This is a genomic window from Flavobacterium sp. GNP001, from assembly GCF_054343775.1.
In genome coordinates, this window is the sequence record NZ_JBTGUX010000001.1 from 1,693,194 (window position 1) to 1,719,276 (window position 26,083).

Sequence of the window (26,083 nt, forward strand, 5' to 3'; positions counted from 1 at the left end):
GAGATTAAAAAGTCATTATAGCCCACTTACTAGAGTTTAAAGGCGAAATTTTATTTAACCCATCAACCAAATCTGCGGTAGGTACAGATGGTCCTCCTGAAAAAATAGAAACTATTTCATCAGATTTAGCATCAAAAAAAACTCTTGACAAAAAAGCATTTGGCCTTGATGAATTTAATTTGGAAAGATTGATCAGCGCTGTTTTAATGCTATTTTTCGCACTCTTACCATCCTGACTCATAACATCGAGTGCGGTGTGGTAATCAAACATTGCTTGCCTTATTGGTTGGAATGGTGGCGACAATAAATCATTAATTAGAAAGAAGCGGGTTTGATTTCCATCTGCTTGACTCCAACCTTTAGCACCACCTTGTTGTGCGACCGTTGCTATGTTTTGGGCGATTTCTAAACTACTTGAACCCGAATTAGCTACAAAAGTGTCAGCATCTAAGCCCAAAATCATATAGCTGTAAAAAGCTAGAACAGAAACTAAGTTAGAATCGTACGAAGCAGGGTTAAAAAACAGGTTTTCAAATTCAACGTATCTAAAACTAAAATCTTTATCGTTATAATTTAAAACTGGCGAAGCATAAGTAGAATTATAAATTGGTCTCGAGGATTGCACCTGAATAGTAGCCGAAAATTGATCTGAACTATTAGAATTAATCGTAATATACATCGAGCAGTTAATCTTTTCAGACTGTTTTAAAACTTGGCCGGTCCAATCAGTTTTATTAACAAACTCTGTTATCGATGTTTGTAAAGTTTTAAAAACCTGCTGGTTTGTTGCACTTAACCGCTGTGAATCAACAGTAACTGTACAGTTAAGTTGTTGTGCTTGTCCGTATCCACAAATAAAAAGGAGCAAAAAAGTAACTAATTTATTCATCTTTAACTTTCAGTATTTGTTTGACTCGGTTATTTTAAACAGAAGTTTATTACCTCTGTTTTAACTACAAATTAAAATGTTTTAAAACTTTTGCGACAATGTCAGCAGCAACTGCTTCTTTGGATTTTAAAGGCATTGGCTCAATCGAAAAATTCTTATCGATGAAAGTGATTTTGTTGGTAGGTGTACCAAATCCTGCACCCTCATCTTGCAACGAATTTAAAACAATCAAATCTAGGTTTTTTTTCTGAATTTTCAATTTGGCATTCTCAATTTCATTTTCGGTTTCTAAAGCAAAACCTATCAAAAACTGTTGTTTTTTTAGAGCTCCAAAAGAAGATAAAATATCTTTTGTTTTTTCAAGCTCAATTGTAAAATCATCTGATGCTTTTTTAATTTTCTGATCAGCTTTATACTTAGGCTTGTAATCGGCCACAGCAGCGGCAGCGATGGCTACATCAACATCTTGATAAAACTCGTGACATGCTTGGTACATTTGTTCTGCAGCCACAACAGGTACAACTTGAATTAAGGAATGATTTATTTTTAAATGTGTAGGACCTGTAACTAAGGTCACCGAAGCACCTAAATCAGCAGCTACTTGTGCAATATCAAAACCCATTTTTCCAGACGAATGATTACCTATAAAACGTACAGGATCTATTGCTTCGTATGTTGGGCCAGCGGTAATTAGAATTTTTTTTCCTTTCAAAGGCAATTTACTCTCTAAATCAGCCTCTATAAAAGCAATTATGTTCTCCGGCTCTGCCATTCTACCTTCACCCGATAAACCACTTGCTAACTCTCCTGTTTCAGCAGGTATCATTACATTACCGAAACTACTTAAAGCCTGAAAACTAGCAATAGTCGATGGATGCTTGTACATATCTAGATCCATTGCAGGAGCAAAATAAACCGGACATTTAGCTGACAAATAGGCCGCAATCAGTAAATTATCACAAGTGCCGTGTGTCATTTTCGATAAAGTGTTGGCCGTTGCAGGAGCAATAACCATAAAATCAGCCCAAAGTGCTAATTCTACGTGATTATTCCATTTTTCGTTTTCATCGTCTTGATTGTAAAAGCTAGAGTGAACTGGATTTTTGGAAAGCGTAGATAAAGTAAGCGGCGTTACAAAATCCTTAGAAGCAGGTGTCATTATCACTTGGACATGTGCACCTGCTTTTATGAAAAGTCGAACTAATGACGCTGTTTTATAGGCTGCAATTCCACCAGAAATTCCTAGTAGAATTTTCTTCCCGTTTAAAACTGACATAGTACTTTATTATTTGTTTGAATCTCTGTGGTAGATTTTACCGTCTAACCATTCTTGAACAGCTAAAGCGTGCGGCTTAGGCAATTTCTCGTAAAATTTAGACACCTCGATTTGTTCTTTATTTTCAAAAACTTCTTCAAGACTATCATTGTATGTAGCAAACTCTTCTAATTTCTCTGTCAATTCTTTTTTGATCTCAGAGTTGATTTGATTTGCTCTTTTAGCCATAATGGTTATCGCTTCATACACATTACCAGTAGGTTCTTCAATAACTGTTTTGTTGTAAGTTATTGTATTTACTGGAGCATTCGTCTTTTTTAAATCCATGACTTTATTTATTTAGTAAATTTTTGTAAATCTTTTTCTATTCGAGCTAACATTGCTGTTGCTTCTTTTTTATATTTTGTTTCCGCATTGAACTTAATCAAACTTGACTGTGCTACTTTAGCTGCATTTAAACGCTCTTCCATCTTAGCTGGAATACTATTTATTGCCAATTGGTATGCCGAATCAAATTTGTAAAACAAAGCATCCTCTTTAAAAGGCGTACCAGGATAATCAGCTACAAAATTATCTAGAGCCACGATAGCAGCTTTGTATTCTGAAATTGTATGATAACCTTTAGCATTTTCGTATACCTTTTTTTGAATTTTACCACTCAAAGTCTGCACAATAGCATTTGCTTCTGCTAGATAAGTTGAATTCGGATAAGCATCAATAAAAGTTTGCAATTTGTCAAGCGACTTGTTAGTTTCCGTTTGATCTAAACTATACACCGGAGACAACATTGAATAACTCTTGGCGCCAAGAAACGCTGCTTCCTCTAATTTTTCACTTTTTGGATAACCTGAAACAAAACTCTCAAACTGATATCCGGACAAGTAATATTGTTTCGTTTTAAAATAAGACTGAGAAAACATGTAAAATAATTTTTCTGCTTGAGGTTTCCCTCTGTACGATGGTGCTATTTGTTCAAAAAGACGAATAGCTTTATTGTATTTACCTGCATCATACATTTTAGTTGCTAAATCAAATTTAACAGCCACATCTTCTGATTTTAAGGCTTTTTGATACTCATTACAAGAACACAACAGGACAACTACAATAAAAAGCGATATTATTTTTTTCATTTTCTTACTTATTTCATGATTTGCAAGCTGAAACTACTTACAGAATCACGCCGAAGTTTCGTCGGCAAATTTAGTTATTAATTTAGCGACTGCAAAATATATTTTTTATTTAAAAAAAAGTAGCTTTTTTAGCTAATTTTTGAAAGTTTACCCACAAAAGCTGCAATTCGACTAGACAAATCATCATTAACGGTAACCAAAGGCAAACGTACCGTATTTTCGGTTAGTCCTAGTACACTAAAAACTTCTTTAATACCGGCTGGATTTCCATGTTCAAAAATCATATCAATACTTTCAGCTAAAAGGTATTGCGTTTTAAAAGCTTCATCAACTTTGCGATTAAGCCCCAAGCGAATCATCTCTGAAAATTCTTTTGGAAAACCCTGCCCTATCACTGAAATAACCCCTGCTCCTCCTGCCAAAACCATTGGTAACGCAATCATATCATCCCCAGAAATAACCAAGAAGCCTTTTGGTGCATCTTTGATTAATTGCATGGCTTGAACGATATCGCCTGCAGCTTCCTTAATTGCAACTACATTGCTAAACTCATTTGCTAATCGAACCACAGTAGAAGGCAACATATTACTTGATGTTCTACCTGGTACGTTATATAAAACCACGGGAATTGGCGATGCTTGCGCAACAGCCTTAAAGTGCTGGTAAATTCCTTCCTGTGTTGGCTTATTGTAATACGGAGAAACTGACAAAATAGCTGCAAATGCCGATAAATCTCTCGTCATTAACTCTTCTACTACTTTTGCAGTATTGTTTCCACCCACTCCTAAAACCAAAGGCAACGTTCCTTTATTCGCTTCGATTACAGTTTGAATTACCAATTCCTTCTCCTCCTGAGATAAAGTGGCATTTTCAGCAGTAGTACCTAAAACTACTAAATACTCAATTCCCCCATCGATTGAAAATTGAACAACTCTTTTCAAAGCTTCTATATCGATTGAAAAATCTTTTTTAAATGGAGTGATTAAGGCAACTCCGGTCCCTATTAATGCCTGCATGATCGTCTATTTATATTTTGTTAAGTATTTTTAGGTATTTGAATAATTCATCTACAAAAACCGTAGGCTCTGTGTCAGCGGATTGTATCAATAAATAGTTTAATCGTTGGTCAACTGTATCAAACCCCACTTTAAATTCTGCTTTAGATCGTTGTGCTACTTTGATCAAAAAGGGATTAGGTTCATTAAAAAAATTAATCAGTAAATCAAACTCTATATCACAAAAATCAATTATCAACTTCTCATTAATACCACCGCTCCAACCGAAATCGCTAGGGCTGAAATAAGTGACATTTTCGGCAAAACAATTTGTTTTATCTGATTTAAAAACCAAAAACGAACTTTTTTCTACTTTAATTTGGTGTGTAAAAATTGCTTCTAATAGCTCCTCATGAAGCTCCTTCTTTTCATCATCTGCCAGTATTCCAACTGTTTTAATACGGTTGTTTACCACGTTTGTTTTTAAATTACCCCATCCATAATTTAATGTTTTTTTTACCAAAAAACGCTTTATATAATTCAAAAACATAGTACTTTTACCTGATTACAAATTTAATTAATAAAGTCGCATTTAAAATGGTAAATTTAAAAAAGTATAACGATTTTTTGAAACTTTTTGTTATATTCTTAACACTTACTGGTTTTGCATCATGTAGCAATCAGCAATATTACGTTACAAAAATTGAGGGAAAGAAAGTTCCAATTAACAATACAAACTCGCAAGTAGCTGCAATTGAAAACTTTGTGGCTCCATACAGAGAGCACATCAATAAAGATTTGGATAATGTTTTGGCAATTTGCCCTGAAACACTTGACAAAAGTACTGGGAAATGGCAAACCAAAATTGGAAATTTAATGGCTGATGTAACCTTACAATATGGTACCAAAGCATTTCAATTAAGAGACAAAAAAAGTATAGACATTTGTTTGCTTAATAGTGGTGGTATTCGTTCTATTCTTCCAAAAGGTAATGTAACAGCTCGCACTGCCTTTGAAATCATGCCTTTTGAAAATAGTCTAGTTGTAATTGCACTAAAAGGAGAGCAAATTACTGAAATGGTAAATTTCTTTATTGCCGAAAAAAAACCACACCCTTTAGCAGGAATTACATTTACAATTGATAAAAACAAGCTTGCAAAAAACATTGTGATACAAGGAAAACCTATTCAAAACGATGCTATTTACTACGTAGGCACCAACGATTACTTAGCCAACGGCGGAGACAATATGAACTTTTTCAAAAAAGGTATTCAAAAATTTGATTTGGAATACAAATTACGCAACATCTTAATTGACTATTTCAAAGATGTTGACACTATCGCGGTTCCAAACGACGTACGAATTACGGAAGAATAAAATATAGTTTTTAAACAGAACTAAATATAAATTAGTAGTAGCAAAATAGAATAAGACCGATTAGGATTTTCTATTTAGCAATAACGAAATTTGGAACAGCATTTTAAATTAAAAATATTGTTCCTGCTTTTAATAAAAAAGTATACACATGAAAAGAAGAGAGTTTATAGAAAAAACTGCTGCCGGTTCTGCACTACTTGGCTTAGGAGTATCGTTAAGTAGTTTTGGCACTTCAAAAACAAAACATTTGACGATTTTACACACAAATGACGTGCATAGTTACATTGATCCATTTCCTGCTGACCATCCTAGAAATGCGAATATGGGAGGTGTTGCGCGCCGCGCTGCATTAATTGAAACCGTACGCAAAGAAAATCCAAATGTATTATTATTAGATGCGGGAGATATTTTTCAAGGAACTCCCTATTTTAATTATTACGGAGGTGAATTAGAGTTCAAATTAATGAGCATGATGCAATACGACGCATCTGCTATTGGGAATCATGATTTTGACAACGGAGTTGATGGTTTACGAGCACAATTGCCACATGCAAAATTCGATTTTCTATGTGCTAATTACGATTTTAAAAATACTGTAATGGACGGTTTTGTAAAACCATTCAAAGTATTTAACAAAGATGGTATAAAGGTGGGAGTTTTTGGACTTGGAATAGAATTAGCCGGTTTAGTTGATAAAAACTTATCAAAAGAAACAGTCTACAATGACCCACTTGAAATTGCGCAGGATATGGTTCGCATTTTGAAAAAAGAGCAAAAATGCGATCTTGTAATTTGCCTTTCGCATTTAGGATACAAATACAGAGACGAACCAAACAAAATATCTGATATGAAATTAGCAGAACTAACACAAGATATCGATTTGATTATTGGAGGGCACACGCATACTTTTTTAGACAAGCCAACAGTTGTAAAAAATAAAGCTGGTCAAGATGTACTAGTTAACCAAGTGGGCTGCTACGGTATAAATTTGGGGCGTATTGACTTTTACTTCGATAATGATAAGGCAAAAGCCATCGATGGCAAAACTATAATTGTATAAAACCTTCCTATTGAAAATGGGTTTTACAAAAAAAGAATCGATTTAGTTAATCGATTCTTTTTTTTTACGAAAGAGTAACGAAATCTGACTTATCTTCGATGTCACGTACATACTTATAAAAAGCATAATAACAACATACGTGAAGTATCATTATTAAAGGTTCGAAATGAGATAAAGGAAATTTTACCAAAAAGCATTTTTCAATTAGCAATAAAAAATAAAGCGAAGCATACAGGATTCCAAAAATAAACAACCAAACTGTATTATTACTTAAGTATTGATTTATGTACAAAGATGCGATAATGCCTAGTGCAACAGCAACAACTACATTCTGAATTATAATAACAGTGTAACTATTGGCTGGCAATCCTTCTGAATTGATCAGTAAATAAGAGAAAATACTTAAAAATGGTATAACAGCCAAGATTGCAATTCCTGTTTTTTTGACTCTTTGTAGTTTTAAAATTAAAACAATCAATAAAATACGAAAAATTACGATCGAAATTACTCCTAGAATCACAAATAACATTGAAGGATTCATCATCATTACACTTGCGGCCAACAAAAAAAAGCAACAAATAACAAAAATAGGGTCTCTTCTTTTTGATGATAGCCAATACAAGGCTATTAAAAAAATAGCTACAGTTGGCTTATATAGAACTGTAAATAGATGATTCCCTCTCCATTCCGCAACTACAGCTACTAACGAAAATGCAAAAAGCAAAAAAACAAGAATATTTTCAGTCGAAAATTGAGTTTTTTTAAATGATACCATCATTATTTTAAGCTATTAAGTTCATAAAATCATCCTCCGAAATAATCGAAACATTCAACTTTACAGCCTTGTCCAATTTGGCAGGACCCATATTTGCTCCAGCGATCAAATAATCTGTTTTGGCAGAGATAGAACTTCCTACTTTTCCGCCGTTATCTTCAATTGCTTTTTTCAATTCGTCACGAGAAAATTTCTCAAAAACACCAGATACCACAAATGTCTTACCAACCAACAAATTAGTTGCATTAGGATTTGTATTTTCTAATAGCTCAAACTGTAAACCATAACCTTTTAAGCGCTGTATGGTAATACTGTTTTGTTCGTTTTGAAAAAAGTCCATTACACTTTGAGCAATGCGCTCTCCTATTTCATCAACTAGCATCAATTCTAATAAATTTGCCGCACGCAAAGCGTCAATACTTTTATAATGCTTGGCTAATTTTTTAGCAACAGTTTCGCCAACAAAACGGATTCCCAATGCATAAAGTACACGCTCAAACGGTATACTTTTTGATTTTTCGACACCATTTACCAAGTTTTCAGCTGATTTTTGAGCCATTCTTTCCAATGGTAATATATCAACAACGGTTAAGTCATAAAGATCTGCGTAATTTTGAACTAAATTGTTTTGATACAAAAGCGCAACCGTTTCGCCGCCCAATCCTTCAATATCCATAGCTTTTCGAGAAATAAAATGCTGAATACGACCTATAATTTGCGGCGGACAACCATAAAAATTGGGACAATAATGATTAGCTTCACCAGCGTTCCTTACTAGAATACTTTCACATTCCGGACATTTATCAATATATATTGTAGGCTCAGCATGAAGTGGTCGTTGGGTTAAATCTACAGCGATAATTTTTGGGATAATTTCACCGCCTTTTTCAACAAAAACAGTATCTCCAACCCGAATATCTAATTTTTCAATTTGATCCGCATTGTGTAAGGAAGCTCTTTTAACTATGGTACCCGCCAACTGTACTGCCTTTAAATTAGCAACAGGCGTTATTGAACCTGTCCTACCAACTTGATACGAGATAGATTCTAAAACGGTAGCAACCTGCTCTGATTTAAACTTATAAGCCATCGCCCATCGAGGTGACTTAGCTGTATAACCCAATTCGTCCTGATACTGTAGGTTATCTACTTTTATGACCACACCATCTGTTTCGTAAGGCAAATTGCTTCGGTTTTGATCCCAAAATTCAATAAACTCAAAAACTTCGTCTAAATTTTGAGCCAATTTTGATTCTTGAGGAACTTTAAAACCCCATTTTCTCGCAGCTTGTAAGCCTTCAAATTGAGATTGAAAAGGAAGGTTGGGTCCAATCATAAAATACAATAAACAGTCTAGCGGGCGTTTCGCTACTTCAGCACTGTCTTGTAATTTTAAACTTCCCGAAGCTGTGTTTCTAGGATTTGAATAGGGCGTTTCACCAAGGGCAATCAAATCTTGATTCATTTTTTCAAAACCTGCAAAAGGCAAAACGATCTCTCCACGAATATCGAATTTTTCAGGAAAATCATTTCCGTTTAAAGAGAGAGGAATTGATTTGATAGTTTTTATGTTATTCGTAACATCGTCCCCTTGAAAACCGTCACCACGAGTTAATGCCCGTTTCAATTGTCCGTTTTCATAGGTAATACTTATGGAGGCGCCATCGTATTTAAGCTCACATGTATATTGCAAAGGTACATCGCCTAAAGTTTTCTTTATTCGGTTTTCCCATTCTATTAAATCTTCTTTTGAATACGAATTATCTAGCGAATACATGCGGTATTCATGTGCAACAGTTTCAAAATTTTTAGTTATTGCACCTCCAACTCTCTGCGTTGGAGAATTAGAATCGAACCATTCTGGATGTACATTTTCAAGATCTTGAAGGGCCTTTAATTTCATATCAAATTCATAATCCGAAATTAATGGTGTATCTAACACATAATAATTGTGGTTATGAAAGTGTAATTCTTCGCGTAATTTTAATATCGTATTTTGGTCATCCATAAAAAAAAATTGGTCATTTTAGCGCCTGTAATCAGTGTACTAAAATAATCAAATTAAACCAAAAAACAACATAATTAGGATGTGATAATCGAGTTTATTTGTTGGTATAGCTGACCGTCGCTCAAAAAGGCTCCTTGTTGTATCAATTGAAAAATAGATGAATTTCGCTCTTCTGTGAATACTTTTTTACCCACTTTCATTTCAATAGTATCTGTAAACATATTGTCACTCAACCATTGTAAACCTTCACGCGTTAGAAAATCAACATCAGGAACTAATGATTTTAAAACAATTGATTGTACGTGTGTATCAAAACATTCAAAAAGAAAAATATGGTTTTTAGAAAAATGCTCTAAAAATATTGCTCTAGATAAAACGCCTTCCCAAATCAAATCAGAGAAAACATCTAATTCTTGCTCTGCTACTTCAGGTTTTTCTAATTTAATTTTATCCCATTCCGCTTTATCAATTGCTTGGGTTGCTAAGAAATTAGTAAACTCTTGCGTTAATTCTTCAAATTGCTCTTTTGTAAGTCTTGAATATTTCATGAAATATATAATTGCTATTGGTCCGAATACGGACTTTGATTAAAATAAAAATGGGTGCAAATTTATAATTTTAAAACCAAAAAAGCCTTCTTTTTCAAGAAGGCTTTTGGGTACTTTAAAATATCTACTAAAAGATATATCTTAATCCGAATTGTGCTTGCCATCTTGACAATAAGCTAGCATCATAATTGAATGTTTTTGTTTGCGTTCCGTTAAAAGTATAAGTAGGTACTTTTGTAGTTTGATTAACGCTAACTCCGATAGGTTGAATACTAGTAGGAACCTGTACTAATCCCCAATCAGAATTGATTAAATTTCCAACATTTAAAACATCAATACTAAATTGAATAGTATTAGTTTTAGACGATTGAGAAGAAGGCTTAAAGTTAAAATCTTGAATTAATTTCATATCCCATTTTCCTCTCCAAGGCGCTAATGCTCCATAACGCTCTGCATATTGTCCTCTTCTACCGCTTAAGTACTTATCTTGACTAATAAAAGCATCAAAAGCTGCACCTTGACCAGGAGCACTAAATGCCATAGCACCGATTTCAGTAGTAGTTGGAACGTAAATTAAGTCGTTAGTTCCAGATCCGTCATTATTAATGTCGCCACCGTAAATGTAGTTAAAACGACCTCCTTGAGCATATTCAAAGAAAGTTGAAATTGTTGTAGCCCATGCATCATTAGAACCGTATTTCCATTTTTTTGAACCTACACCAATAAAACGGTGTGTATCTCCATATTTAGAATTTGATAAAACAGCATTGTTTACATTTCCTAAAGCAGGATTAAATGCAAACGCATCACCTGTAATTTCAGCTTCGATAGAGTTCACATCTTTGGCAACTAGGTAGTTGTAAGCTAAACTAGCGAATACTCCGTTATCAAATGTTTTTTGCAACTTTACAGAAGAGTTCAAAACATAACCTTTACTAGAATTGGTCATTACATAAGCATTGTTAGCACCTTTATCTGAAGCATTGTAGATTAAACGATTATCTACACCTGCCAAAGTACCTGATGGAGTTCTTAATCCCCAGTTTTGAACGTGTACCCCATTAATATCTTTATTGTAAGCAACATCAAGTGTAGCAATATAATTATTTTTGAAACGGTGATCCAAACCTAAACTACTTCTCCATACTTGTGGCCACTTAAAGTCTTTATCCATAATTTGGAAGAAACCATCATCAGCACCACTTACTTGATTTCCTAACCAAACGAAAGGAAGTTTTCCTGTAAAAATTCCAGAACCTCCACGCAATTGTGTTGTTTTATCCCCTTTTACATCCCAATTGAAACCAAATCTAGGAGACCACAACAATTCAGCAGTTGGTAACGTAGTTGAGATTAATTGCTCATTCATCTTAGTTATCGGATTGTAGTACAAAGTATTATTGTTTCTTGTAGCTCCATTTTCCGTATCAATGTATTTCTGAATTAAATCTGACGTATTAAAATACAATGGTTTATCCACTCTAATACCGTAAGTGAATTTAAAATTCTCAGTGATATTCCAGTCATCTTGTACATAGAATGCAGCTTGACCTACATTTAATTCCGCTAATTTCCAGCCGTTATCTGCACCAACAGCAAAAGTATTTTTTGCTGCAGCTGTATTTTGCGCGTAAAGTAAATTTTGTGCAATAATACTACTAGCAAACGGTTTAGCAGCATCTGTTAAAAAATCTTGTACACTGAAGTATGGAGAAAAGAAAGTTCCAGCATAACCATTTGGATTACCAAAATTATCATAACCAGCAAGGTTAAATGAGTTTTCAAACTGGTACTTTTCAAACGAACCACCAAAGGTAAGAGCATGTGTTCCTACAGTATAGTTTAAATTATTTGTAATTTGTAATACCTTTTGACTTAAAGTATTATTGATAGAGAAAGGCTCGTGTCCTGCGATAATATAATTAGATCCATTACTTTGAATATTAATTACTGGTGCTGGCGTCGAAAAAGGGTTTCTAAAATCATTGAATGTTGTGTATCCAGCTTGTAATTTGTTAGAAACAGTTTCACTCACTTTTGAATTAAGCTCTACTAAAAATGAACTCAACTCATTGTTAATTTGGTAACCTGATTTTTCAAATTGAAGTGTATTTGCATCCGGTCCTCTGAATCCTAATGCTGATGGATGTGCTGGTTTATCTTTACTAGCATCTAAAAAATTGTAGATAACTGCTAATTTATTGTTGTCATTGATATTCCAGTCCAATTTAAAAATTCCTTTATTAGAATTTGAATTGTGCTTGAAACCTTGATAAGATCCAGTATTGTATCCCAATCTACTCAATGCAGATGAAACCGCAATTAAATCAGACTCTAAAACTCTTGATTCATTCACTCCGGCAACTCCATCACCATTGTTGGCCACGAAATTAGAACCCAAATCACTTCTTTGGTCAATTTCATAATTGGCAAAAAAGAAAAGTTTGTCTTTTACAATTGGTCCACCGATGCTAAAACCTGCCTGAGTTTGCTCTAAAGAAGGAACAAAAATATCTTGTCCTTTAATACGTCCACCTGTAAGATCTTGATTTCTAAAAAAAGCATAAGCTGTACCATGAAACTCATTAGTACCTGATTTAGTAACAGCATTCACAGATGCTCCTGTAAAACCAGATAAAGTAACATCATAAGGAGCAGTAGCTACTTGAATTTGATCAATTGCATCTAAGGAAATCGGTTGAGAACCCGTTTGTCCACCTGGCGTAGCAGCATCCAAACCAAAAGGGTTGTTAAACACAGCTCCGTTCAAAGAGTAACTATTGTATTGATCGTTGCGACCACCAAAAGACCCTCCACTTGCAGATGGCTCTAAACGTGTAAAATCCTCTGCAGATCGAGAAATTGTTGGCAAGGCTGACAACTCTTTTCTACCAATTGTAGTCTCAGCACCTGTTCTACCGTTACCAAATACTTTGTTTTTAGCTCCTGTAACTTTCACCTCGCTCAATTGCATGCTTTCGTCTGATAATTCTGCATCTAAAATTAATGCTTTACCAAGTTCTAAATATACCTCATTAAATTCTTGAGATTTGTAACCTACAAAGGAAACGGTAATCTTGTACGGTCCACCAATACGCATGTTAAGCATATTGTATCTACCATCTACGTTTGAAACTCCAGAATATTTAGATCCTGTAGGAGTGTGAACTGCTAAAATTGATGCCGAAGGTAATGTTTCACCCGTTGTGCTTTTTACAATTCCTTTAATACTAGAAGTTGTAGTCTGACCGATCATAGTGACCGAACTACAAAAGATAAGTAGTAATGTGATGATTTTTTTCATTTGTTTGAGTATGTATTGTTTATGGCGCGAAATTAAGCAAAAAAAAATCACTCCGAAGAGTGATTTTAGTAATTTATTAACAAAATGCTAACAAAATATTATTTTTCTGCAACAATTTCATAGTCTAATTCAACTATAACATCTCTGTGTAAACGTACACTAGCAGTATATTTACCGGTACGTTTCACAATTCCGCTAGTGATGAATTTTCTATCAACCGATTGACCACCTTTAGCTAATGCCTCAGCGATATCACTGTTAGTGATTGAACCGAATAATTTTTCTCCACCTGCTTTTGCAGAAATTTTAATTTCAATTGCTTTTAAAGCTTCACCAAGTGCTTTTGCATCTGCAACCACTTTAGCTTCTTTGTGCGCTCTTTGTTTTAGGTTTTCAGCCAATACTTTCTTTGCAGAAGAAGTAGCTAATTGAGCAAATCCTTGTGGGATTAAGTAATTACGACCATAACCATTTTTTACAGTTACTACATCGTCTTTAAATCCTAAATTTTGAACGTCTTGTTTTAAAATAAGTTCCATGTTGTTGTCCTTGTATTGTAGAAGTTAGCCCGCCTAGGCGAGGCAACAACTTTGATTAATTATTATTTAAGTAAATCCGCTACGTACGGCATTAAAGCTAAGTGACGTGCTCTCTTAACAGCTACAGACACTTTTCTTTGGTATTTCAAAGAAGTACCTGTTAAACGACGAGGAAGAATTTTTCCTTGCTCATTTACAAATTTCAATAAGAAATCAGCATCTTTGTAATCAACATACTTGATACCTGATTTTTTGAAACGACAGTATTTCTTAGTTTTGTTAGTCTCTATGTTCAAAGGCGTTAAATATCTGATATCTCCGTCTTTTTTCCCTGAAGCTGATTGTTGTAATGTTGCCATGATAATTAAGCTTTTGTAGATTTTAATTTAGTTCTTCTTCTTTCAGCCCATGAAATAGCATGTTTATCAAGACTTACAGTCAAGAAACGCATAACTCTTTCGTCACGTCTAAATTCAGTTTCAAATGCAAGTAGTACTTCTCCAGATACTTTAAATTCAAATAAATGGTAAAAACCACTTTTTTTGTTTTGAATTTCGTAAGCCATCTTTTTAAGACCCCAGTCTTCTTTCGACACCATTTCAGCACCTCTACTAGTAAGAAAATCTTCAAATTTGCTTACTGTTTCCTTTACCTGAACTTCAGATAAAACGGGATTTAAAATGAAAACAGTTTCATAATGATTCATAAAAATATATTTATTGTTAATTTGGGTGCAAAAGTAATCATTTTTTTAAAATAAGCAACATTATTTCATTTTTATTCGACGTATGACAAAAAAAAGGAATAGCAACTGGTTACAGATTAAAAAATAATTATTATGTTTACAAAGCCAAATCTAAAAATTGAAAAATTATGAAACTAAACTGTGTAGTTGTAGATGATAGCTCCATTCAGAGAATGATCATCGCAAAGTTAGTTAATAATCACCAAAGCCTACATTTAATCGGTGATTTTTCTAATGCTATTGAAGCGCGTAGTTGTATGTCTATTCACAATGTTGACCTGATTTTTCTCGATATTGAGATGCCAGTAATTAGTGGATTTGATTTTTTGGATGGTTTAAAAGTCAAACCTCAGATCATTTTTATTACCTCAAAAGCAGAATACGCAATGAAGGCTTTTGATTATGATGCCACCGATTATTTACAAAAACCAATTGCAATTGATCGTTTTAATTCGTCTGTAAAAAGAGCTATTGATTTTCATTTACTCAAAAAAGAAAATAAAGACGAAGAAGGTGATCACATTTTCATCAAAAGTAACCTCAAGAAACTAAAAATATTTACATCAAAAATCAAATGGATTGAAGCATTTGGAGATTATGTAAAAGTAGTGACAGAGGATGATAGTAATTTGGTTTTGTCTACAATGAAGGCTTTTGAAAGCGACTTACCAAAGGATAAGTTTGTTCGTGTACACAAATCGTATATCATCAATATTGATAAGGTAGAACGTTTTAATAGTAAATTTGCCGAAATAGGTTCGACAAAAATACCATTGAGTCGTCACAAAAAAGAAGATTTAGTAAAAGCTTTGTCTTTTTCTTAATAAAAATCAACATTTACAGAAACTTTAATTGCTCTATATTGCGCAACAGCTTCAAAACTATTCAGGATTTTCTGGATAGTTTTTTTTGTTGTAGCAACCCCAACATTTTGAGGCATTTTAATCATAATTGTGCGCAAATATTCATTACGTATCCTACTTATAGCTGGTTCTTCTGGACCCAAAACAGGCATATCTAAATTTTGTTGTAAAACCTGATACAACCACAGAGAGCCTTGCTTCAACTTATCATAATCACGCTGCTTTAAAGTAAGCTTAATGATTCTAAAGTAAGGAGGATACTTATAAATTTGCCTATCATACAATTGCTCTTTATACATACCAACATAATCATTTCTGGTAACTTGTTGAATCGTATTGTGATTGACATTATAGGTCTGAATAATTACTTTTCCTTGTTTTTGAGCGCGCCCTGCCCTACCTGCTACTTGAGTCATCATTTGATAACTACGCTCAAAGGCGCGAAAATCAGGATGGTAAAGCATATTATCAGCATTTAAAATCCCAACTAAGCTTACATTATCAAAATCTAGTCCTTTGGCCAACATTTGCGTACCAACCAAAACATCAATTTCTCTATTTTTAAAGGCATCAATTATACGTTCAAAGCCGAATTTACCTCTTGTCGTATCTTGATCCATACGTCCTATTCTTGCATTCGGCAAAATAGTAAGTAACTCCTGTTCTATTTGCTCGGTACCAAATCCTTTAGTCAACAAATCAATACTAGAACACGAATGACAATTAGTTGGTTTCGCCATAGTATAGCCACAATAATGACATCGCAATTGATTTTTATTTTTATGATAAGTCAAACTTACATCACATTGTTGGCATTGCGGAACATGCCCACAAGTCATGCATTCTACCACAGGTGAATAACCCCTTCTATTCTGAAATAAAATCACTTGTTCTCCTAATGAGAGCGCCTGCCCCATCTCAGCAATTAAAACATCACTAAAATGACCTGTCATTTTCTTCCTGAAATATTTATCTTTTAAATCAACCAATTCAATGACCGGTAGCTGCACGTTACCGTATCGTTTACTAAGTTCAACTAATCCAAACTTTCCGGATTGTGCATTGTAATAGGTTTCGATACTTGGCGTTGCAGATCCTAGTAACACCTTAGCTTTATGAGAATGAGCCAATACAATAGCCGCATCTCTTGCATGATAACGTGGTGCAGGATCTACTTGTTTAAAGGTTTGTTCGTGCTCTTCATCTACTAACACCAAACCTAGATTTGAAAATGGTAAAAACAAAGCAGAACGGGCACCAATAACAACTTGCGCTTTTTCTGAATTTGACAAAACCTGCCTCCATACTTCAATACGCTCGTTATTATTGTATTTGGAATGATAAACAGCCACTTTGTTACCAAAATAAGCATTTAATCGGCTGACTAATTGAGTGGTCAACGCAATTTCAGGCAACAAATACAAGGTTTGTAATCCTGAATTTAGACACTCTTGAATAAGCTGAATGTAGATTTCCGTTTTACCACTAGAGGTTACACCATGCAATAAGCAAACTTCTTTAGACTCAAAAACTGCCTTGATAGACAAGCTCGCTTCCTTTTGTTGCTCACTCAATTTTAGTTCGTTAGCATTTTTGGCTCCAAATTCTACGCGATCTATTTCTAAAAAATACTCTTCGAATATTTCTTTTGTTATTAAAGCTTTAACAACTGCAGTTGATGACTGTGTTATTTCTACTAATTTCTTTACTGTAACCGACTTTTTTTCACTTGCACTTAGTTGAAAAAAAGCCATTACAATCTCTCGTTGTTTTTGAGCGTTTTTTAAGTTGTTTAGCAAAACACCCAAACCCAAATCGCCGGCATATTGAGGGTGCAAGCGCACATATCGAATCAATTTGGGTTTATAACTTTCTTGAATCTCTTCCTGAAGTACTAAAATATTTTTATCTACCAACTTTTGAATGACAGGAAAAATGTTCTTCTTGTTCAATATTGCAATAATATCGTTGACTTTTAAGGTAGATTGTTGCTGTAAAGCCTCGTATACTAAAAACTCATCGTCACTTAATAGTGAAACATCTACAATTGCACTTGTTTGCTGCGAAATAACTGTTTCACTCTCCAATAGTAAAGCGCTTGGCATGGCACCTCGGTACACATCACCAATAGCACACATATAATACGATGCAATCCATTGCCAATGTTGTATTTGAATCTCAGTAACAACTGGTTTTTCATCTAATATTTGATGAATTTCTTTTGCTTCATACAAAACAGGTGCGTTTTGATGCGTGGCTATCGCCAAACCGGTATAAATTTTACTTTTACCAAACGGAACCGCTAAGCGCATCCCTTTTTGAATGAACTTATATTCTTCTTCAGAAATAGCATACGTAAAGGTCTTAGCCAAAGATAGCGGCAAAATTACTTCAACAAAATACATGTATTATTTTTTTATTTTGAAAGCTTATTACTTTACGTTTTTGATTTATTCAAAATCTTAATGAGACGTTTATTTAACTCTATTCCAAGTTTGAGTGCGACCAAAAAGAGATACTCCAATGTAACCCCGTACATTAAGTTTATCATTCCCCTCAAGTGCAATAAAACATTTGTACTGCTTTCCAGTTGTTGGATCTACAATTTTCCCTCCATTGTATTCTTTGCCGTCTTTTTTAAGACCTTTTATGATAACAAGACCCATTACTGGTTTGTTTTTATCTTCTCCAGTACATAAGGTACAAATGCTTTTTCGTTTATCTGCCTCTACGATATCAATAATTTTACCATACAAAAGTCCTCCACGTTCATAAATTTCGACCGTAGATTTAGGCTTACCTGTTTCATCGTCAATAGTTTTCCATTTACCAACTACTTGATTATTTTGGCCATAAAAAGCCATTGAAATCATAACTGCTACTGCGGTAATCACTTTTTTCATTCTAATCTTATTTTTATTATTTTTTTACTAAAACTATTCCCTTTTAAACTACTCTTTTTTTGCACGCAACTTAGAGACTGTTGCATTCAATTCAAATCCCAACAACAAAATTACACAGTTAATCCAGATGTAAAACATCAAAATTAAAAGCGTTCCAATGGAGCCATACAACTCATTGTACTTAGAAAACTTGGTTACCCAAATCCCGAAAAGATAGGAATCAATTAAAATTAAAATTGTTGTGAATACAGAACCTATCGAGATAAATGCTCTATTGCCTACTCTTTTAGTTCCGAATTTAAAAAGTACCGACGTGGTAAGCAAAATCATCAAAATTACAAAGGCATATCTACCTGCAACAATGAGCAACACTTGATCACTAAACACTGTTTTTTGCAACAAAACTTCAAAAACTACGATGGTTGCTACGGTAACCAAAAGTAAAACCGACAACAACAAAGACATTGCTAAAGCCACCAAATACTGCCTAACAAAACCCCTTTTTACAATAACATGTCTTGAAGTTTGAAAACCACCTAGAATTCCGTTCAAACCATTTGCCATCAAAAAAATCGATAACATAAAACCCGAAGACAACAAACCAGAATCACTATTATTCAAAATATCACTGATAATTTTATAAATAGCATCATAGGTATTGGGCGGAACACCATCTTTAACGAATAGTAAAAAATCCTCCTGAAAACCATCAATTGGAATGAAAGGAATCAGATTCAAAATAAAGAGTGCAAACGGAAACAAAGCCATAAAAAAACTAAAAGCAATGGCGCTTGCGTGATACGGAACGGCACTTTCAACAATTCCTTTACTGTAAAGAACAATCAAATCATATAAAGACAAACCTTGTAACCATGGTAACTTCAATTTTTGAAGTCCCGAGATTACATGCCTAATAACAGGCATTTTAACAAGTTTATCTTCTAATAAGAGATTCATATTGCTTTTAAACTCAAGTCCATGTTATAAACGGAGTGTGTCAATGCTCCTGAAGAAATGTAATTTACGCCACATTCTGCATACGCTCTAATCGTACTTTCGTTAATATTTCCGGACGATTCCGTCAGACATTTATCTCCAATAAGCGCAACTGCTTTTTTGGTATCTTCAAAGTTAAAGTTGTCAATTAGAATTCTAAAAACACCTTCACTTTCTAATATTTCCTCTATTTCGGCTAAATTTCTAGCCTCTACAATAATCTTTAGATCGAGCTTATTTGCTGCTAAATACGCTTTGGTTTTTGCAATTGCCAACGTAATTCCCCCTGCAAAATCATTGTGATTATCTTTAAGCATAACCATATCATACAAAGCAAATCGATGATTTTCTCCGCCACCAATTTTTACAGCCCATTTTTCACAAGCCCTAAATCCCGGTGTAGTTTTTCGAGTATCTAAAATTTTAGTTTGAGTTCCTTCTAACAATTGTACATACTGATTGGTTTTTGTAGCGATTGCCGACATTCTTTGCATCGAATTTAAAACTACTCGCTCTGCTTTCAAGATGGATTGAGAACTACCACTAACGTGAAAAACGACATCTCCTTTTTTTACAAAATTCCCATCTTCAATGAAAGTTTCTACTTGCAAATCAGCATCAACGTATGCAAATACTTTTTTGGCAAAAGCCACACCAGCTATTATGCCATCTTCTTTTACCAATAACTTCGCTTTTCCTTTCGCTTCAATAGGAATGCATGCCAGTGAACTGTAATCTCCGGCTCCTACATCTTCTCGAATTGCATTTTCAATAATTAATTGTAATTCTTTTTCGAACTGTTTTTCGCTGATCATTTTGTGATAATTTTTGAATTGCTAAAATAGGTTATATTTTGCGGACTAGGAAATTTGGAAACAAGCAACTTTATTAAAAAACTGATAAATAAAGACTTTTTCACAAGTAACTTCTGAGAACCAAAACCGTACTCTAATTATTTTGGCAAATAGCAATAATCAAGTATCTTTGAGATTCTAAAGATAAAACGATCATGAAATCATTACTTTATTATAGTGCTATTGCGCTCCTTACATTGACATCTTGCAACAAAGAAACTCCAAAGCCTGCACCAAATAAAATTGTTGTTCCTTTTACAGAAGTAGGACGGCAAATGAAAAGTGAAGTTCCAAATTCTACTCCAGCAACAAGTTCAGCCGTTGCTACTACTAGCGCTGACTCAAATCCAGCACATGGCCAGCCAGGACACCGATGTGACATACCCGTAGGAGCTTCATTAAGCACACCTGTGACGCCAGCTCCTACAGCAACACAAAATTCGGCAACACCAAGTACTGCAACACAGCCTGAAACAATTCCAGCACCTGTAGTCACTGAAGCTGGAATGAATCCGCCGCATGGCCAAGAAAATCACCGCTGTGATATTGCAGTCGGTGCTCCATTACCAAAAGTGTAAAAAATGGAAACAAACTCTTTGGAAACCATTATTCTTTTCGATTCAAGCCGAAAAGAAGATTTTAATACTTGGCGTACCGTAAACGACACCGTGATGGGAGGCGTTTCAAATAGCGAAATGAGAATTGAACGTGAAAACTTCGTGCTGTTTACAGGTAAAGTATCTCTTGAAAACAATGGCGGTTTTTGCGCTACAAAGTTAGACTGTAAATATAGCGGTATATCACAAAAAGCTATAATTTTTCTATGTTTAAAGGGAGATGGCAAACAGTATCAATTTCGAGTGAAGCAATTTAGATCAGAACAACACGCCTTTACTTATACTATCACCACAAGTACAGACTGGGAAGTAATCAAAATTCCAGTTGCAGAATTTACACCTTTTTACAGAGGACGACAATTAGATTTACCTAATTATAATGGTGGAAATCTCGAAGAAATTACTTTTTTGATTGGTAACAAAGTAGCAGAACACTTTGAATTGTGCATTGACAAAATCTGGCTTGAATTTTAATTCAATCCACTTTTCCTTATTCAAGATTAGGATTACCTTTGCCCAAAAGCATTACTTTATGAATATCAAGCTTATCGCAATAGGAAAAACCGACAACAAAGCGTTGCAAACTTTAATTGATGATTACACCAAACGGTTGTCATTTTACATCAAATTTGATCTCGAAATCATTCCTGATATCAAAAATGTAAAAAACCTAAGCGAAAGCCAACAAAAAGAGAAAGAAGGAGAATTGATACTCTCAAAAATTACTGCAACTGACCAATTGATTTTGCTTGATGAAAACGGTAAAAATTTTTCAAGCGTAGGTTTCTCATCTGAATTACAGAAGAAAATGAATTCAGGAATAAAAACTTTGGTATTTGTAATTGGCGGCCCTTACGGATTTTCAGATACTGTTTACGCCAAATCTCAGGGCAAAATTTCTCTTTCGCTTATGACTTTTTCGCATCAAATGGTTCGGTTATTTTTTATTGAACAATTGTACCGCGGCTTTACTATTTTACGAAATGAACCCTATCACCATCAATAAAGTGACTGAATAATTATCTCAAGTTTTGAAGCAAAGCAACACACTCAACAGCTTCTTTCACATCATGTACTCGCAGTATGTGAGCACCTTTTGTCAGCGCAACAGTATTTAAGACCGTTGTTCCATTTAAGGCTTCCTGAGCGGTTGTTTCTAGAGTTTTATAAATCATCGATTTGCGAGAAATACCAACAAGCAACGGCAACTCAAGAATATGAAAATGGTCTAATTTTTGGAAAATTTCAAAATTTTGATTTAAAGTTTTGGCAAAGCCAAAGCCAGGATCTACAATAAGATCATTGATACCATAACTGCGAGCCAATGCTATTTTTTCAGAAAAATAAAACAATACATCTTTTACTACATTATCATAATTTGTCAAAGTTTGCATCGTCTGCGGATTCCCACGCATGTGCATCATGATATAAGGAACGTTGTATTCTGCAACAACTCCAAACATTTCAGCATCTAAACTCCCCGCCGAAATATCATTAATAAGAGCCGCTCCGCTATCAAGTGTAGCTTTTGCAACAGCACTCCTAAAAGTATCTATTGATAGTAATGCGTTAGGAAAATGTTTTAAAATCAATTCAATTACGGGCACAATGCGCTCAATTTCTTCTTGCTCCGTTACAAATTCGGCGTTAGGCTTACTAGAATAAGCACCTACATCAATAAAAGTAGCGCCTGCCTGAAGCATTTTTTCTACCTGAGTCAACATAGCAGTTTCATCATTATACTTTCCGCCATCAAAAAACGAATTGGGTGTAATATTTAAAACCCCCATCACCTTCGGACTGCTTAAATCGATTAAATTTCCTTTACAATTAATTGTCATTTTATACTTGTTTTAATTCAATTCCTTTTACAGCAAGTCCCAAACCAGCAAGATGAAAGTTTAATATGAGTGGTGTAACAACTTTGGAACTTTGTACTTCGGTCTTAATTCTTTACTTTTGAAAAAAATTGAATACAAATATACAGCAATAATGAAGAATACTTCACAAGAATATGATGCCGTGATTGCCATATGTCGCAGCCTTTTTGTTAACAAAATGAAAGATTACGGTTGTGCTTGGCGCATTTTACGACTCCCATCGCTAACCGATCAAATTTACATCAAAGCACAGCGCATTCGAAGTCTTCAAGAAAACGCTACGCGCAAAATTGACGAGGATGAAACGGGCGAATTTATCGGTATCATCAATTATGCGGTAATGGCTTTAATACAATTGGAACTTGGAGTTGTAGAACAACCCGATCTTGAAGTGGCCAAAGCAACCGATTTGTACGACGCTAAAATTACTTTAACCAAAGAACTCATGGAAGCTAAAAATCACGATTATGGTGAGGCTTGGCGCGAAATGCGTGTGGCATCCTTAACCGATTTAATTTTGCAAAAACTACTTCGCGTGAAACAAATCGAGGATAATAAAGGAAAAACCTTGGTATCAGAGGGTATTGATGCCAATTATCAAGACATGCTTAATTATGCTGTTTTCGCACTAATTTTAATGGGCTTTGGCTCTCAAAAATAATTTCTTCACATGAAAAATGCAATTACTCAATTTTCTAGAATATTTGTCGGAATCCTTTTCATTATTTCAGGATTAATCAAATTAAATGACCCAGTAGGATTCTCATACAAACTTGCCGAATATTTCAGTGAACCGGTTTTTAACCTACCTATTTTTGTCCCTTTTGCTTTAGCAATTGCTTTATTTCTTGTAATCCTTGAAGTGGTTTTAGGCGTGATGCTTTTAATTGGTTACAAAACAAAGTTTACAGTTTGGAGCTTACTTATTTTAATTGTCTTATTCACATTCTTAACTTTTTACTCGGCTTATTTTAATGTGGTAAAAGATTGTGGTTGTTTTGGTGATGCTTTAAAATTAACACCTTGGGAATCATTTACAAAAGATGTAGTCTTGTTAGTCTTTATTTTGATTTTGTACCGAAACCAAAAACTCATCAAACCGTTATTTCCTGCCGCTTTACAAAATACTTTGTTTTTAGGAAGCATTGCAGCTTCGGCATTCTTGGGCTACTGGGTTTTAAACCACTTACCTATCATCGATTTTAGACCTTACAAAGTGGGTAACAGCATTCAAGAAGGAATGAAAGTTCCTAATGGAGCTGCAAAATCAGTAGTTGAAATGGTATTTATTTACAAAGTAGACGGTGTAGACAAAGAATTCAAAGAGGCTGATTTAATGGCAATACCAGAAGGAGCCATATTTGTTGACCGAAAAGACAAGGTAATTACTGAAGGCTATGTGCCGCCTATTCATGATTTTATTATGGAAAAAGACGGTTCGGATTATAAAGATGAATTTTTAAATGCTCCTAAATTACTTTTGATTGCAGCTTATGATTTACCAAATGCTGATACTGATGGGATGAAAAAGTTAGTAAATTTAACTAAAACCGCTAAAGCAAAAGGATATCAAGTTGTAGGAATGACAGCCTCATTACCTGAGGAAATTACCGAAGCTCAAAAAAAATACGATTACAATTTTGATTTTTATTTTTGTGATGCAATCACAGTTAAAACTATTGAAAGAGCAAATCCAAGTATTATACTTCTTGAAAAAGGTACCGTAAAACAAAAAGTACATCATCAAGATTTGGATCAAATCAAGTGGTAAAAACAAGTCCAAAATATAAAGTCGTAAATACTATCATGAGTTTTACGACTTTTTTTTATGACTTTAAATCAAAATATTGCATTGCAAAAACTCAAAAGTGTTACAAAATTACTATACGATAACGATATAATTTTGTGATTTTCGAATAATAATTTCAAAAATGCTTTTTCTCTATTTGGCATTACATTTGTTTGCGTAACTTTGTTAAAAACAAAATAAAAATGAAAAAATTAATAGCATTATTTCTTGTAATCTTGAGCTGTTCTTGTAATACCAATGCACAAAAAACTGCATTTTCAAAAACCGCTTTGAATGAAACACTTTTGGCGCCAAATGGTAGCCAAGTAGCATTTAAAAACATTTTAAAGAAACACAAAGGTAAAACCGTAGTGATTGAAGTTTGGGCTTCTTGGTGTGGTGACTGCGTAAAAGCAATGCCGAAAGTAAAAGAAATGCAAGCTACTCATACCAATGTTGATTACGTTTTTATCTCGATGGATAAAACTGCTGACAAATGGAAGTCTGGTATTGAGAAACACGCTTTGGTTGGAGATCATTATATGGCCAATGACCAAATGAAAGGTGTTTTTGGAAAAGCAATGGACATTGATTGGATACCGCGTTACATCATCGTAGACAAAACGGGCAAAATCGTTCTTTACAGAGCCATTGAAACCGACTTTGATAAAATCAACGAAACACTAAAAAGTTTAAAGTAAACTACTACTTTGACACAAAAGAAAAAACTAATAAACTTACAAGAGAATTATAATGAGAAAAAAAATTGTTGCTGGAAACTGGAAAATGCATAAAAATGCGGAGCAAACAGAAGATTTATTGAATGAATTAATCGCTAAAATTCCAACTGATACTGATACAAACGTAATTGTTGCACCTACATTTGTCAATTTAGCATCGGCAGTAGATCATTTAGAGTTTACCAATATCAAGGTTGCAGCGCAAAACGTACACCAAGCTGAAGGCGGTGCATTTACCGGAGAAATTTCAGCAGACATGTTAAAAAATGTTGGTGTTGACATCGTAATCTTAGGTCACTCTGAACGACGTGCAATTTTTCACGAAACTGATGCACTCATTGCAAACAAAGTTAACACAGCTTTAGAACATGATATGACTGTTATTTTTTGCTTTGGCGAAGAATTAAAGGACCGTCAATCAGCCAATCATTTTAATGTGGTAGAAAACCAATTAAAAGATGGTTTATTTCAAATTGAAGCAAAAGATTGGGAGCAAGTTGTTTTGGCTTACGAACCAGTTTGGGCTATTGGTACAGGCGAAACCGCTTCGCCAGAGCAAGCACAAGAAATGCACGAATTCATCAGAGAAACTGTTCGTAAAACATACGGAAATAAAGTGGCTGATACCGTTTCTATCCTTTACGGTGGAAGCGTTAAACCTGAAAATGCTAAAGAAATTTTCTCTAAGCCAGATGTAGATGGCGGATTAATTGGTGGTGCTGCTTTAAAAGCAGATGATTTTGTTGCAATTGTTACTGCAATCTAAACAACTCCTATTTAAAACAAAAAAAACCG

The 26,083-nt window shown here is 34.3% G+C and carries 28 protein-coding genes; 10 read left to right on the forward strand and 18 right to left on the reverse strand.

All coding sequences use genetic code 11. The features are described 5' to 3' along the window. Positions 1-4 precede the first annotated feature (4 nt). From porD to ACXX8U_RS07225, 6 genes are all read right to left on the reverse strand, one after another. Positions 5-889 (reverse strand): type IX secretion system protein PorD, encoded by an 885-nt coding sequence (porD, locus tag ACXX8U_RS07200; RefSeq protein WP_458565262.1) that lies wholly within the window; start codon positions 887-889, stop codon positions 5-7. Between the two features lie 64 nt (positions 890-953). After that, positions 954-2,165 carry a bifunctional phosphopantothenoylcysteine decarboxylase/phosphopantothenate--cysteine ligase CoaBC gene (gene coaBC, locus ACXX8U_RS07205; protein ID WP_458565263.1) on the reverse strand — a complete coding sequence of 404 codons (1,212 nt, stop codon included), beginning with the start codon at positions 2,163-2,165 and terminating at the stop codon, positions 954-956. Positions 2,166-2,174: 9 nt separating this feature from the next. After that, positions 2,175-2,492 (reverse strand): DNA-directed RNA polymerase subunit omega, encoded by a 318-nt coding sequence (locus ACXX8U_RS07210; protein ID WP_026709525.1) that lies wholly within the window; start codon positions 2,490-2,492, stop codon positions 2,175-2,177. Positions 2,493-2,500: 8 nt separating this feature from the next. Further along, positions 2,501-3,295 carry an outer membrane protein assembly factor BamD gene (locus ACXX8U_RS07215; RefSeq protein WP_458565264.1) on the reverse strand — a complete coding sequence of 265 codons (795 nt, stop codon included), beginning with the start codon at positions 3,293-3,295 and terminating at the stop codon, positions 2,501-2,503. Between the two features lie 128 nt (positions 3,296-3,423). Continuing rightward, entirely contained in the window at positions 3,424-4,311 is an 888-nt protein-coding gene (gene dapA / locus ACXX8U_RS07220) for a 4-hydroxy-tetrahydrodipicolinate synthase (RefSeq protein WP_458565265.1), read from the reverse strand. Between the two features lie 10 nt (positions 4,312-4,321). Further along, positions 4,322-4,834: a DUF6913 domain-containing protein gene (locus ACXX8U_RS07225; protein ID WP_458565266.1), complete on the reverse strand. Its 513-nt coding sequence runs from the start codon at positions 4,832-4,834 to the stop codon at positions 4,322-4,324. A gap of 53 nt (positions 4,835-4,887) precedes the next feature. On the opposite strand from ACXX8U_RS07225, the gene ACXX8U_RS07230 reads away from it, so the two are divergent. Continuing rightward, positions 4,888-5,667, forward strand: coding sequence for a 5'-nucleotidase C-terminal domain-containing protein (locus tag ACXX8U_RS07230; protein ID WP_458565267.1), 780 nt, complete (start codon positions 4,888-4,890; stop codon positions 5,665-5,667). A 148-nt stretch (positions 5,668-5,815) separates the two neighbouring features. Then, positions 5,816-6,727: a bifunctional metallophosphatase/5'-nucleotidase gene (locus tag ACXX8U_RS07235; protein WP_458565268.1), complete on the forward strand. Its 912-nt coding sequence runs from the start codon at positions 5,816-5,818 to the stop codon at positions 6,725-6,727. 64 nt (positions 6,728-6,791) lie between these two features. On the opposite strand, the gene ACXX8U_RS07240 is transcribed toward ACXX8U_RS07235, so the two are convergent. From ACXX8U_RS07240 to rpsF, 7 genes are all read right to left on the reverse strand, one after another. Beyond that, positions 6,792-7,505, reverse strand: coding sequence for a hypothetical protein (locus ACXX8U_RS07240; protein WP_458565269.1), 714 nt, complete (start codon positions 7,503-7,505; stop codon positions 6,792-6,794). A gap of 4 nt (positions 7,506-7,509) precedes the next feature. Further along, positions 7,510-9,510, reverse strand: a complete 2,001-nt coding sequence (gene ligA / locus ACXX8U_RS07245; protein WP_458565270.1) for an NAD-dependent DNA ligase LigA — start codon at positions 9,508-9,510, stop codon at positions 7,510-7,512. A 74-nt stretch (positions 9,511-9,584) separates the two neighbouring features. Then, positions 9,585-10,058, reverse strand: coding sequence for a DUF6495 family protein (locus ACXX8U_RS07250; RefSeq protein WP_458565271.1), 474 nt, complete (start codon positions 10,056-10,058; stop codon positions 9,585-9,587). 127 nt (positions 10,059-10,185) lie between these two features. Next, entirely contained in the window at positions 10,186-13,362 is a 3,177-nt protein-coding gene (locus tag ACXX8U_RS07255) for a TonB-dependent receptor (protein ID WP_458565272.1), read from the reverse strand. A gap of 98 nt (positions 13,363-13,460) precedes the next feature. Continuing rightward, a complete protein-coding gene (gene rplI, locus ACXX8U_RS07260) occupies positions 13,461-13,901 on the reverse strand; it encodes a 50S ribosomal protein L9 (RefSeq protein ID WP_210789905.1) in 441 nt (146 codons plus the stop codon). A gap of 62 nt (positions 13,902-13,963) precedes the next feature. Further along, the gene (gene rpsR / locus ACXX8U_RS07265; RefSeq protein WP_026715037.1) at positions 13,964-14,260 is read right to left on the reverse strand and encodes a 30S ribosomal protein S18; all 297 of its coding nucleotides are present in this window, start codon (positions 14,258-14,260) and stop codon (positions 13,964-13,966) included. A 5-nt stretch (positions 14,261-14,265) separates the two neighbouring features. Next, positions 14,266-14,607 (reverse strand): 30S ribosomal protein S6, encoded by a 342-nt coding sequence (rpsF, locus tag ACXX8U_RS07270; RefSeq protein WP_166133788.1) that lies wholly within the window; start codon positions 14,605-14,607, stop codon positions 14,266-14,268. Between the two features lie 167 nt (positions 14,608-14,774). On the opposite strand from rpsF, the gene ACXX8U_RS07275 reads away from it, so the two are divergent. Beyond that, a complete protein-coding gene (locus ACXX8U_RS07275; RefSeq protein WP_210789907.1) occupies positions 14,775-15,470 on the forward strand; it encodes a LytR/AlgR family response regulator transcription factor in 696 nt (231 codons plus the stop codon). On the opposite strand, the gene priA is transcribed toward ACXX8U_RS07275, so the two are convergent. From priA to nadC, 4 genes are all read right to left on the reverse strand, one after another. After that, positions 15,467-17,914 (reverse strand): replication restart helicase PriA, encoded by a 2,448-nt coding sequence (gene priA, locus ACXX8U_RS07280; protein ID WP_458565273.1) that lies wholly within the window; start codon positions 17,912-17,914, stop codon positions 15,467-15,469. The two genes, ACXX8U_RS07275 and priA, sit on opposite strands and share 4 nt — an antisense overlap. 69 nt (positions 17,915-17,983) lie before the next feature. Then, positions 17,984-18,412, reverse strand: coding sequence for a DUF2147 domain-containing protein (locus ACXX8U_RS07285; RefSeq protein ID WP_458565274.1), 429 nt, complete (start codon positions 18,410-18,412; stop codon positions 17,984-17,986). Positions 18,413-18,460: 48 nt separating this feature from the next. Then, positions 18,461-19,369: a YihY/virulence factor BrkB family protein gene (locus ACXX8U_RS07290; protein WP_166133780.1), complete on the reverse strand. Its 909-nt coding sequence runs from the start codon at positions 19,367-19,369 to the stop codon at positions 18,461-18,463. Continuing rightward, complete coding sequence (gene nadC, locus ACXX8U_RS07295) at positions 19,366-20,223, reverse strand: carboxylating nicotinate-nucleotide diphosphorylase (protein WP_458565275.1); 858 nt, start codon at positions 20,221-20,223, stop codon at positions 19,366-19,368. Before nadC ends, ACXX8U_RS07290 begins: the two co-directional genes overlap by 4 nt. Positions 20,224-20,417: 194 nt before the next feature. Here nadC and ACXX8U_RS07300 point away from each other — a divergent pair, with 194 nt between their 5' ends. The 3 genes from ACXX8U_RS07300 to rlmH are packed head-to-tail and all read left to right on the forward strand — an operon-like array spanning position 20,418 to position 21,885. Next, positions 20,418-20,840, forward strand: coding sequence for a hypothetical protein (locus ACXX8U_RS07300; protein WP_458565276.1), 423 nt, complete (start codon positions 20,418-20,420; stop codon positions 20,838-20,840). A 3-nt stretch (positions 20,841-20,843) separates the two neighbouring features. Next, the gene (locus ACXX8U_RS07305; RefSeq protein WP_458565277.1) at positions 20,844-21,353 is read left to right on the forward strand and encodes a CIA30 family protein; all 510 of its coding nucleotides are present in this window, start codon (positions 20,844-20,846) and stop codon (positions 21,351-21,353) included. 58 nt (positions 21,354-21,411) lie between these two features. Beyond that, complete coding sequence (gene rlmH, locus ACXX8U_RS07310; RefSeq protein WP_458565278.1) at positions 21,412-21,885, forward strand: 23S rRNA (pseudouridine(1915)-N(3))-methyltransferase RlmH; 474 nt, start codon at positions 21,412-21,414, stop codon at positions 21,883-21,885. A 13-nt stretch (positions 21,886-21,898) separates the two neighbouring features. Here rlmH and folP read toward each other — a convergent pair whose 3' ends face one another. Beyond that, positions 21,899-22,720 (reverse strand): dihydropteroate synthase, encoded by an 822-nt coding sequence (folP, locus tag ACXX8U_RS07315; RefSeq protein WP_458565279.1) that lies wholly within the window; start codon positions 22,718-22,720, stop codon positions 21,899-21,901. A 151-nt stretch (positions 22,721-22,871) separates the two neighbouring features. Here folP and ACXX8U_RS07320 point away from each other — a divergent pair, with 151 nt between their 5' ends. From ACXX8U_RS07320 to tpiA, 4 genes are all read left to right on the forward strand, one after another. Beyond that, complete coding sequence (locus ACXX8U_RS07320) at positions 22,872-23,420, forward strand: DUF1599 domain-containing protein (protein WP_458565280.1); 549 nt, start codon at positions 22,872-22,874, stop codon at positions 23,418-23,420. A gap of 9 nt (positions 23,421-23,429) precedes the next feature. After that, the gene (locus ACXX8U_RS07325; protein ID WP_458565281.1) at positions 23,430-24,530 is read left to right on the forward strand and encodes a BT_3928 family protein; all 1,101 of its coding nucleotides are present in this window, start codon (positions 23,430-23,432) and stop codon (positions 24,528-24,530) included. A 221-nt stretch (positions 24,531-24,751) separates the two neighbouring features. Continuing rightward, complete coding sequence (locus ACXX8U_RS07330) at positions 24,752-25,249, forward strand: TlpA family protein disulfide reductase (RefSeq protein ID WP_458565282.1); 498 nt, start codon at positions 24,752-24,754, stop codon at positions 25,247-25,249. A 52-nt stretch (positions 25,250-25,301) separates the two neighbouring features. After that, entirely contained in the window at positions 25,302-26,054 is a 753-nt protein-coding gene (gene tpiA / locus ACXX8U_RS07335) for a triose-phosphate isomerase (protein ID WP_458565283.1), read from the forward strand. Positions 26,055-26,083: the final 29 nt, after the last annotated feature.

Bases quoted from the DNA above. Each gene is read 5' to 3' on its own strand.
- porD (WP_458565262.1), bottom strand. From the start codon at position 889: ATGAATAAATTAGTTACTTTTTTGCTCCTTTTTATTTGTGGATACGGA.
- coaBC (WP_458565263.1), bottom strand. From the start codon at position 2,165: ATGTCAGTTTTAAACGGGAAGAAAATTCTACTAGGAATTTCTGGTGGA.
- ACXX8U_RS07210 (WP_026709525.1), bottom strand. From the start codon at position 2,492: ATGGATTTAAAAAAGACGAATGCTCCAGTAAATACAATAACTTACAAC.
- ACXX8U_RS07215 (WP_458565264.1), bottom strand. From the start codon at position 3,295: ATGAAAAAAATAATATCGCTTTTTATTGTAGTTGTCCTGTTGTGTTCT.
- dapA (WP_458565265.1), bottom strand. From the start codon at position 4,311: ATGCAGGCATTAATAGGGACCGGAGTTGCCTTAATCACTCCATTTAAA.
- ACXX8U_RS07230 (WP_458565267.1), top strand. From the start codon at position 4,888: ATGGTAAATTTAAAAAAGTATAACGATTTTTTGAAACTTTTTGTTATA.
- ACXX8U_RS07235 (WP_458565268.1), top strand. From the start codon at position 5,816: ATGAAAAGAAGAGAGTTTATAGAAAAAACTGCTGCCGGTTCTGCACTA.
- ACXX8U_RS07240 (WP_458565269.1), bottom strand. From the start codon at position 7,505: ATGATGGTATCATTTAAAAAAACTCAATTTTCGACTGAAAATATTCTT.
- ligA (WP_458565270.1), bottom strand. From the start codon at position 9,510: ATGGATGACCAAAATACGATATTAAAATTACGCGAAGAATTACACTTT.
- ACXX8U_RS07250 (WP_458565271.1), bottom strand. From the start codon at position 10,058: ATGAAATATTCAAGACTTACAAAAGAGCAATTTGAAGAATTAACGCAA.
- ACXX8U_RS07255 (WP_458565272.1), bottom strand. From the start codon at position 13,362: ATGAAAAAAATCATCACATTACTACTTATCTTTTGTAGTTCGGTCACT.
- rplI (WP_210789905.1), bottom strand. From the start codon at position 13,901: ATGGAACTTATTTTAAAACAAGACGTTCAAAATTTAGGATTTAAAGAC.
- rpsR (WP_026715037.1), bottom strand. From the start codon at position 14,260: ATGGCAACATTACAACAATCAGCTTCAGGGAAAAAAGACGGAGATATC.
- rpsF (WP_166133788.1), bottom strand. From the start codon at position 14,607: ATGAATCATTATGAAACTGTTTTCATTTTAAATCCCGTTTTATCTGAA.
- ACXX8U_RS07275 (WP_210789907.1), top strand. From the start codon at position 14,775: ATGAAACTAAACTGTGTAGTTGTAGATGATAGCTCCATTCAGAGAATG.
- priA (WP_458565273.1), bottom strand. From the start codon at position 17,914: ATGTATTTTGTTGAAGTAATTTTGCCGCTATCTTTGGCTAAGACCTTT.
- ACXX8U_RS07285 (WP_458565274.1), bottom strand. From the start codon at position 18,412: ATGAAAAAAGTGATTACCGCAGTAGCAGTTATGATTTCAATGGCTTTT.
- ACXX8U_RS07290 (WP_166133780.1), bottom strand. From the start codon at position 19,369: ATGAATCTCTTATTAGAAGATAAACTTGTTAAAATGCCTGTTATTAGG.
- nadC (WP_458565275.1), bottom strand. From the start codon at position 20,223: ATGATCAGCGAAAAACAGTTCGAAAAAGAATTACAATTAATTATTGAA.
- ACXX8U_RS07300 (WP_458565276.1), top strand. From the start codon at position 20,418: ATGAAATCATTACTTTATTATAGTGCTATTGCGCTCCTTACATTGACA.
- ACXX8U_RS07305 (WP_458565277.1), top strand. From the start codon at position 20,844: ATGGAAACAAACTCTTTGGAAACCATTATTCTTTTCGATTCAAGCCGA.
- rlmH (WP_458565278.1), top strand. From the start codon at position 21,412: ATGAATATCAAGCTTATCGCAATAGGAAAAACCGACAACAAAGCGTTG.
- folP (WP_458565279.1), bottom strand. From the start codon at position 22,720: ATGACAATTAATTGTAAAGGAAATTTAATCGATTTAAGCAGTCCGAAG.
- ACXX8U_RS07320 (WP_458565280.1), top strand. From the start codon at position 22,872: ATGAAGAATACTTCACAAGAATATGATGCCGTGATTGCCATATGTCGC.
- ACXX8U_RS07325 (WP_458565281.1), top strand. From the start codon at position 23,430: ATGAAAAATGCAATTACTCAATTTTCTAGAATATTTGTCGGAATCCTT.
- ACXX8U_RS07330 (WP_458565282.1), top strand. From the start codon at position 24,752: ATGAAAAAATTAATAGCATTATTTCTTGTAATCTTGAGCTGTTCTTGT.
- tpiA (WP_458565283.1), top strand. From the start codon at position 25,302: ATGAGAAAAAAAATTGTTGCTGGAAACTGGAAAATGCATAAAAATGCG.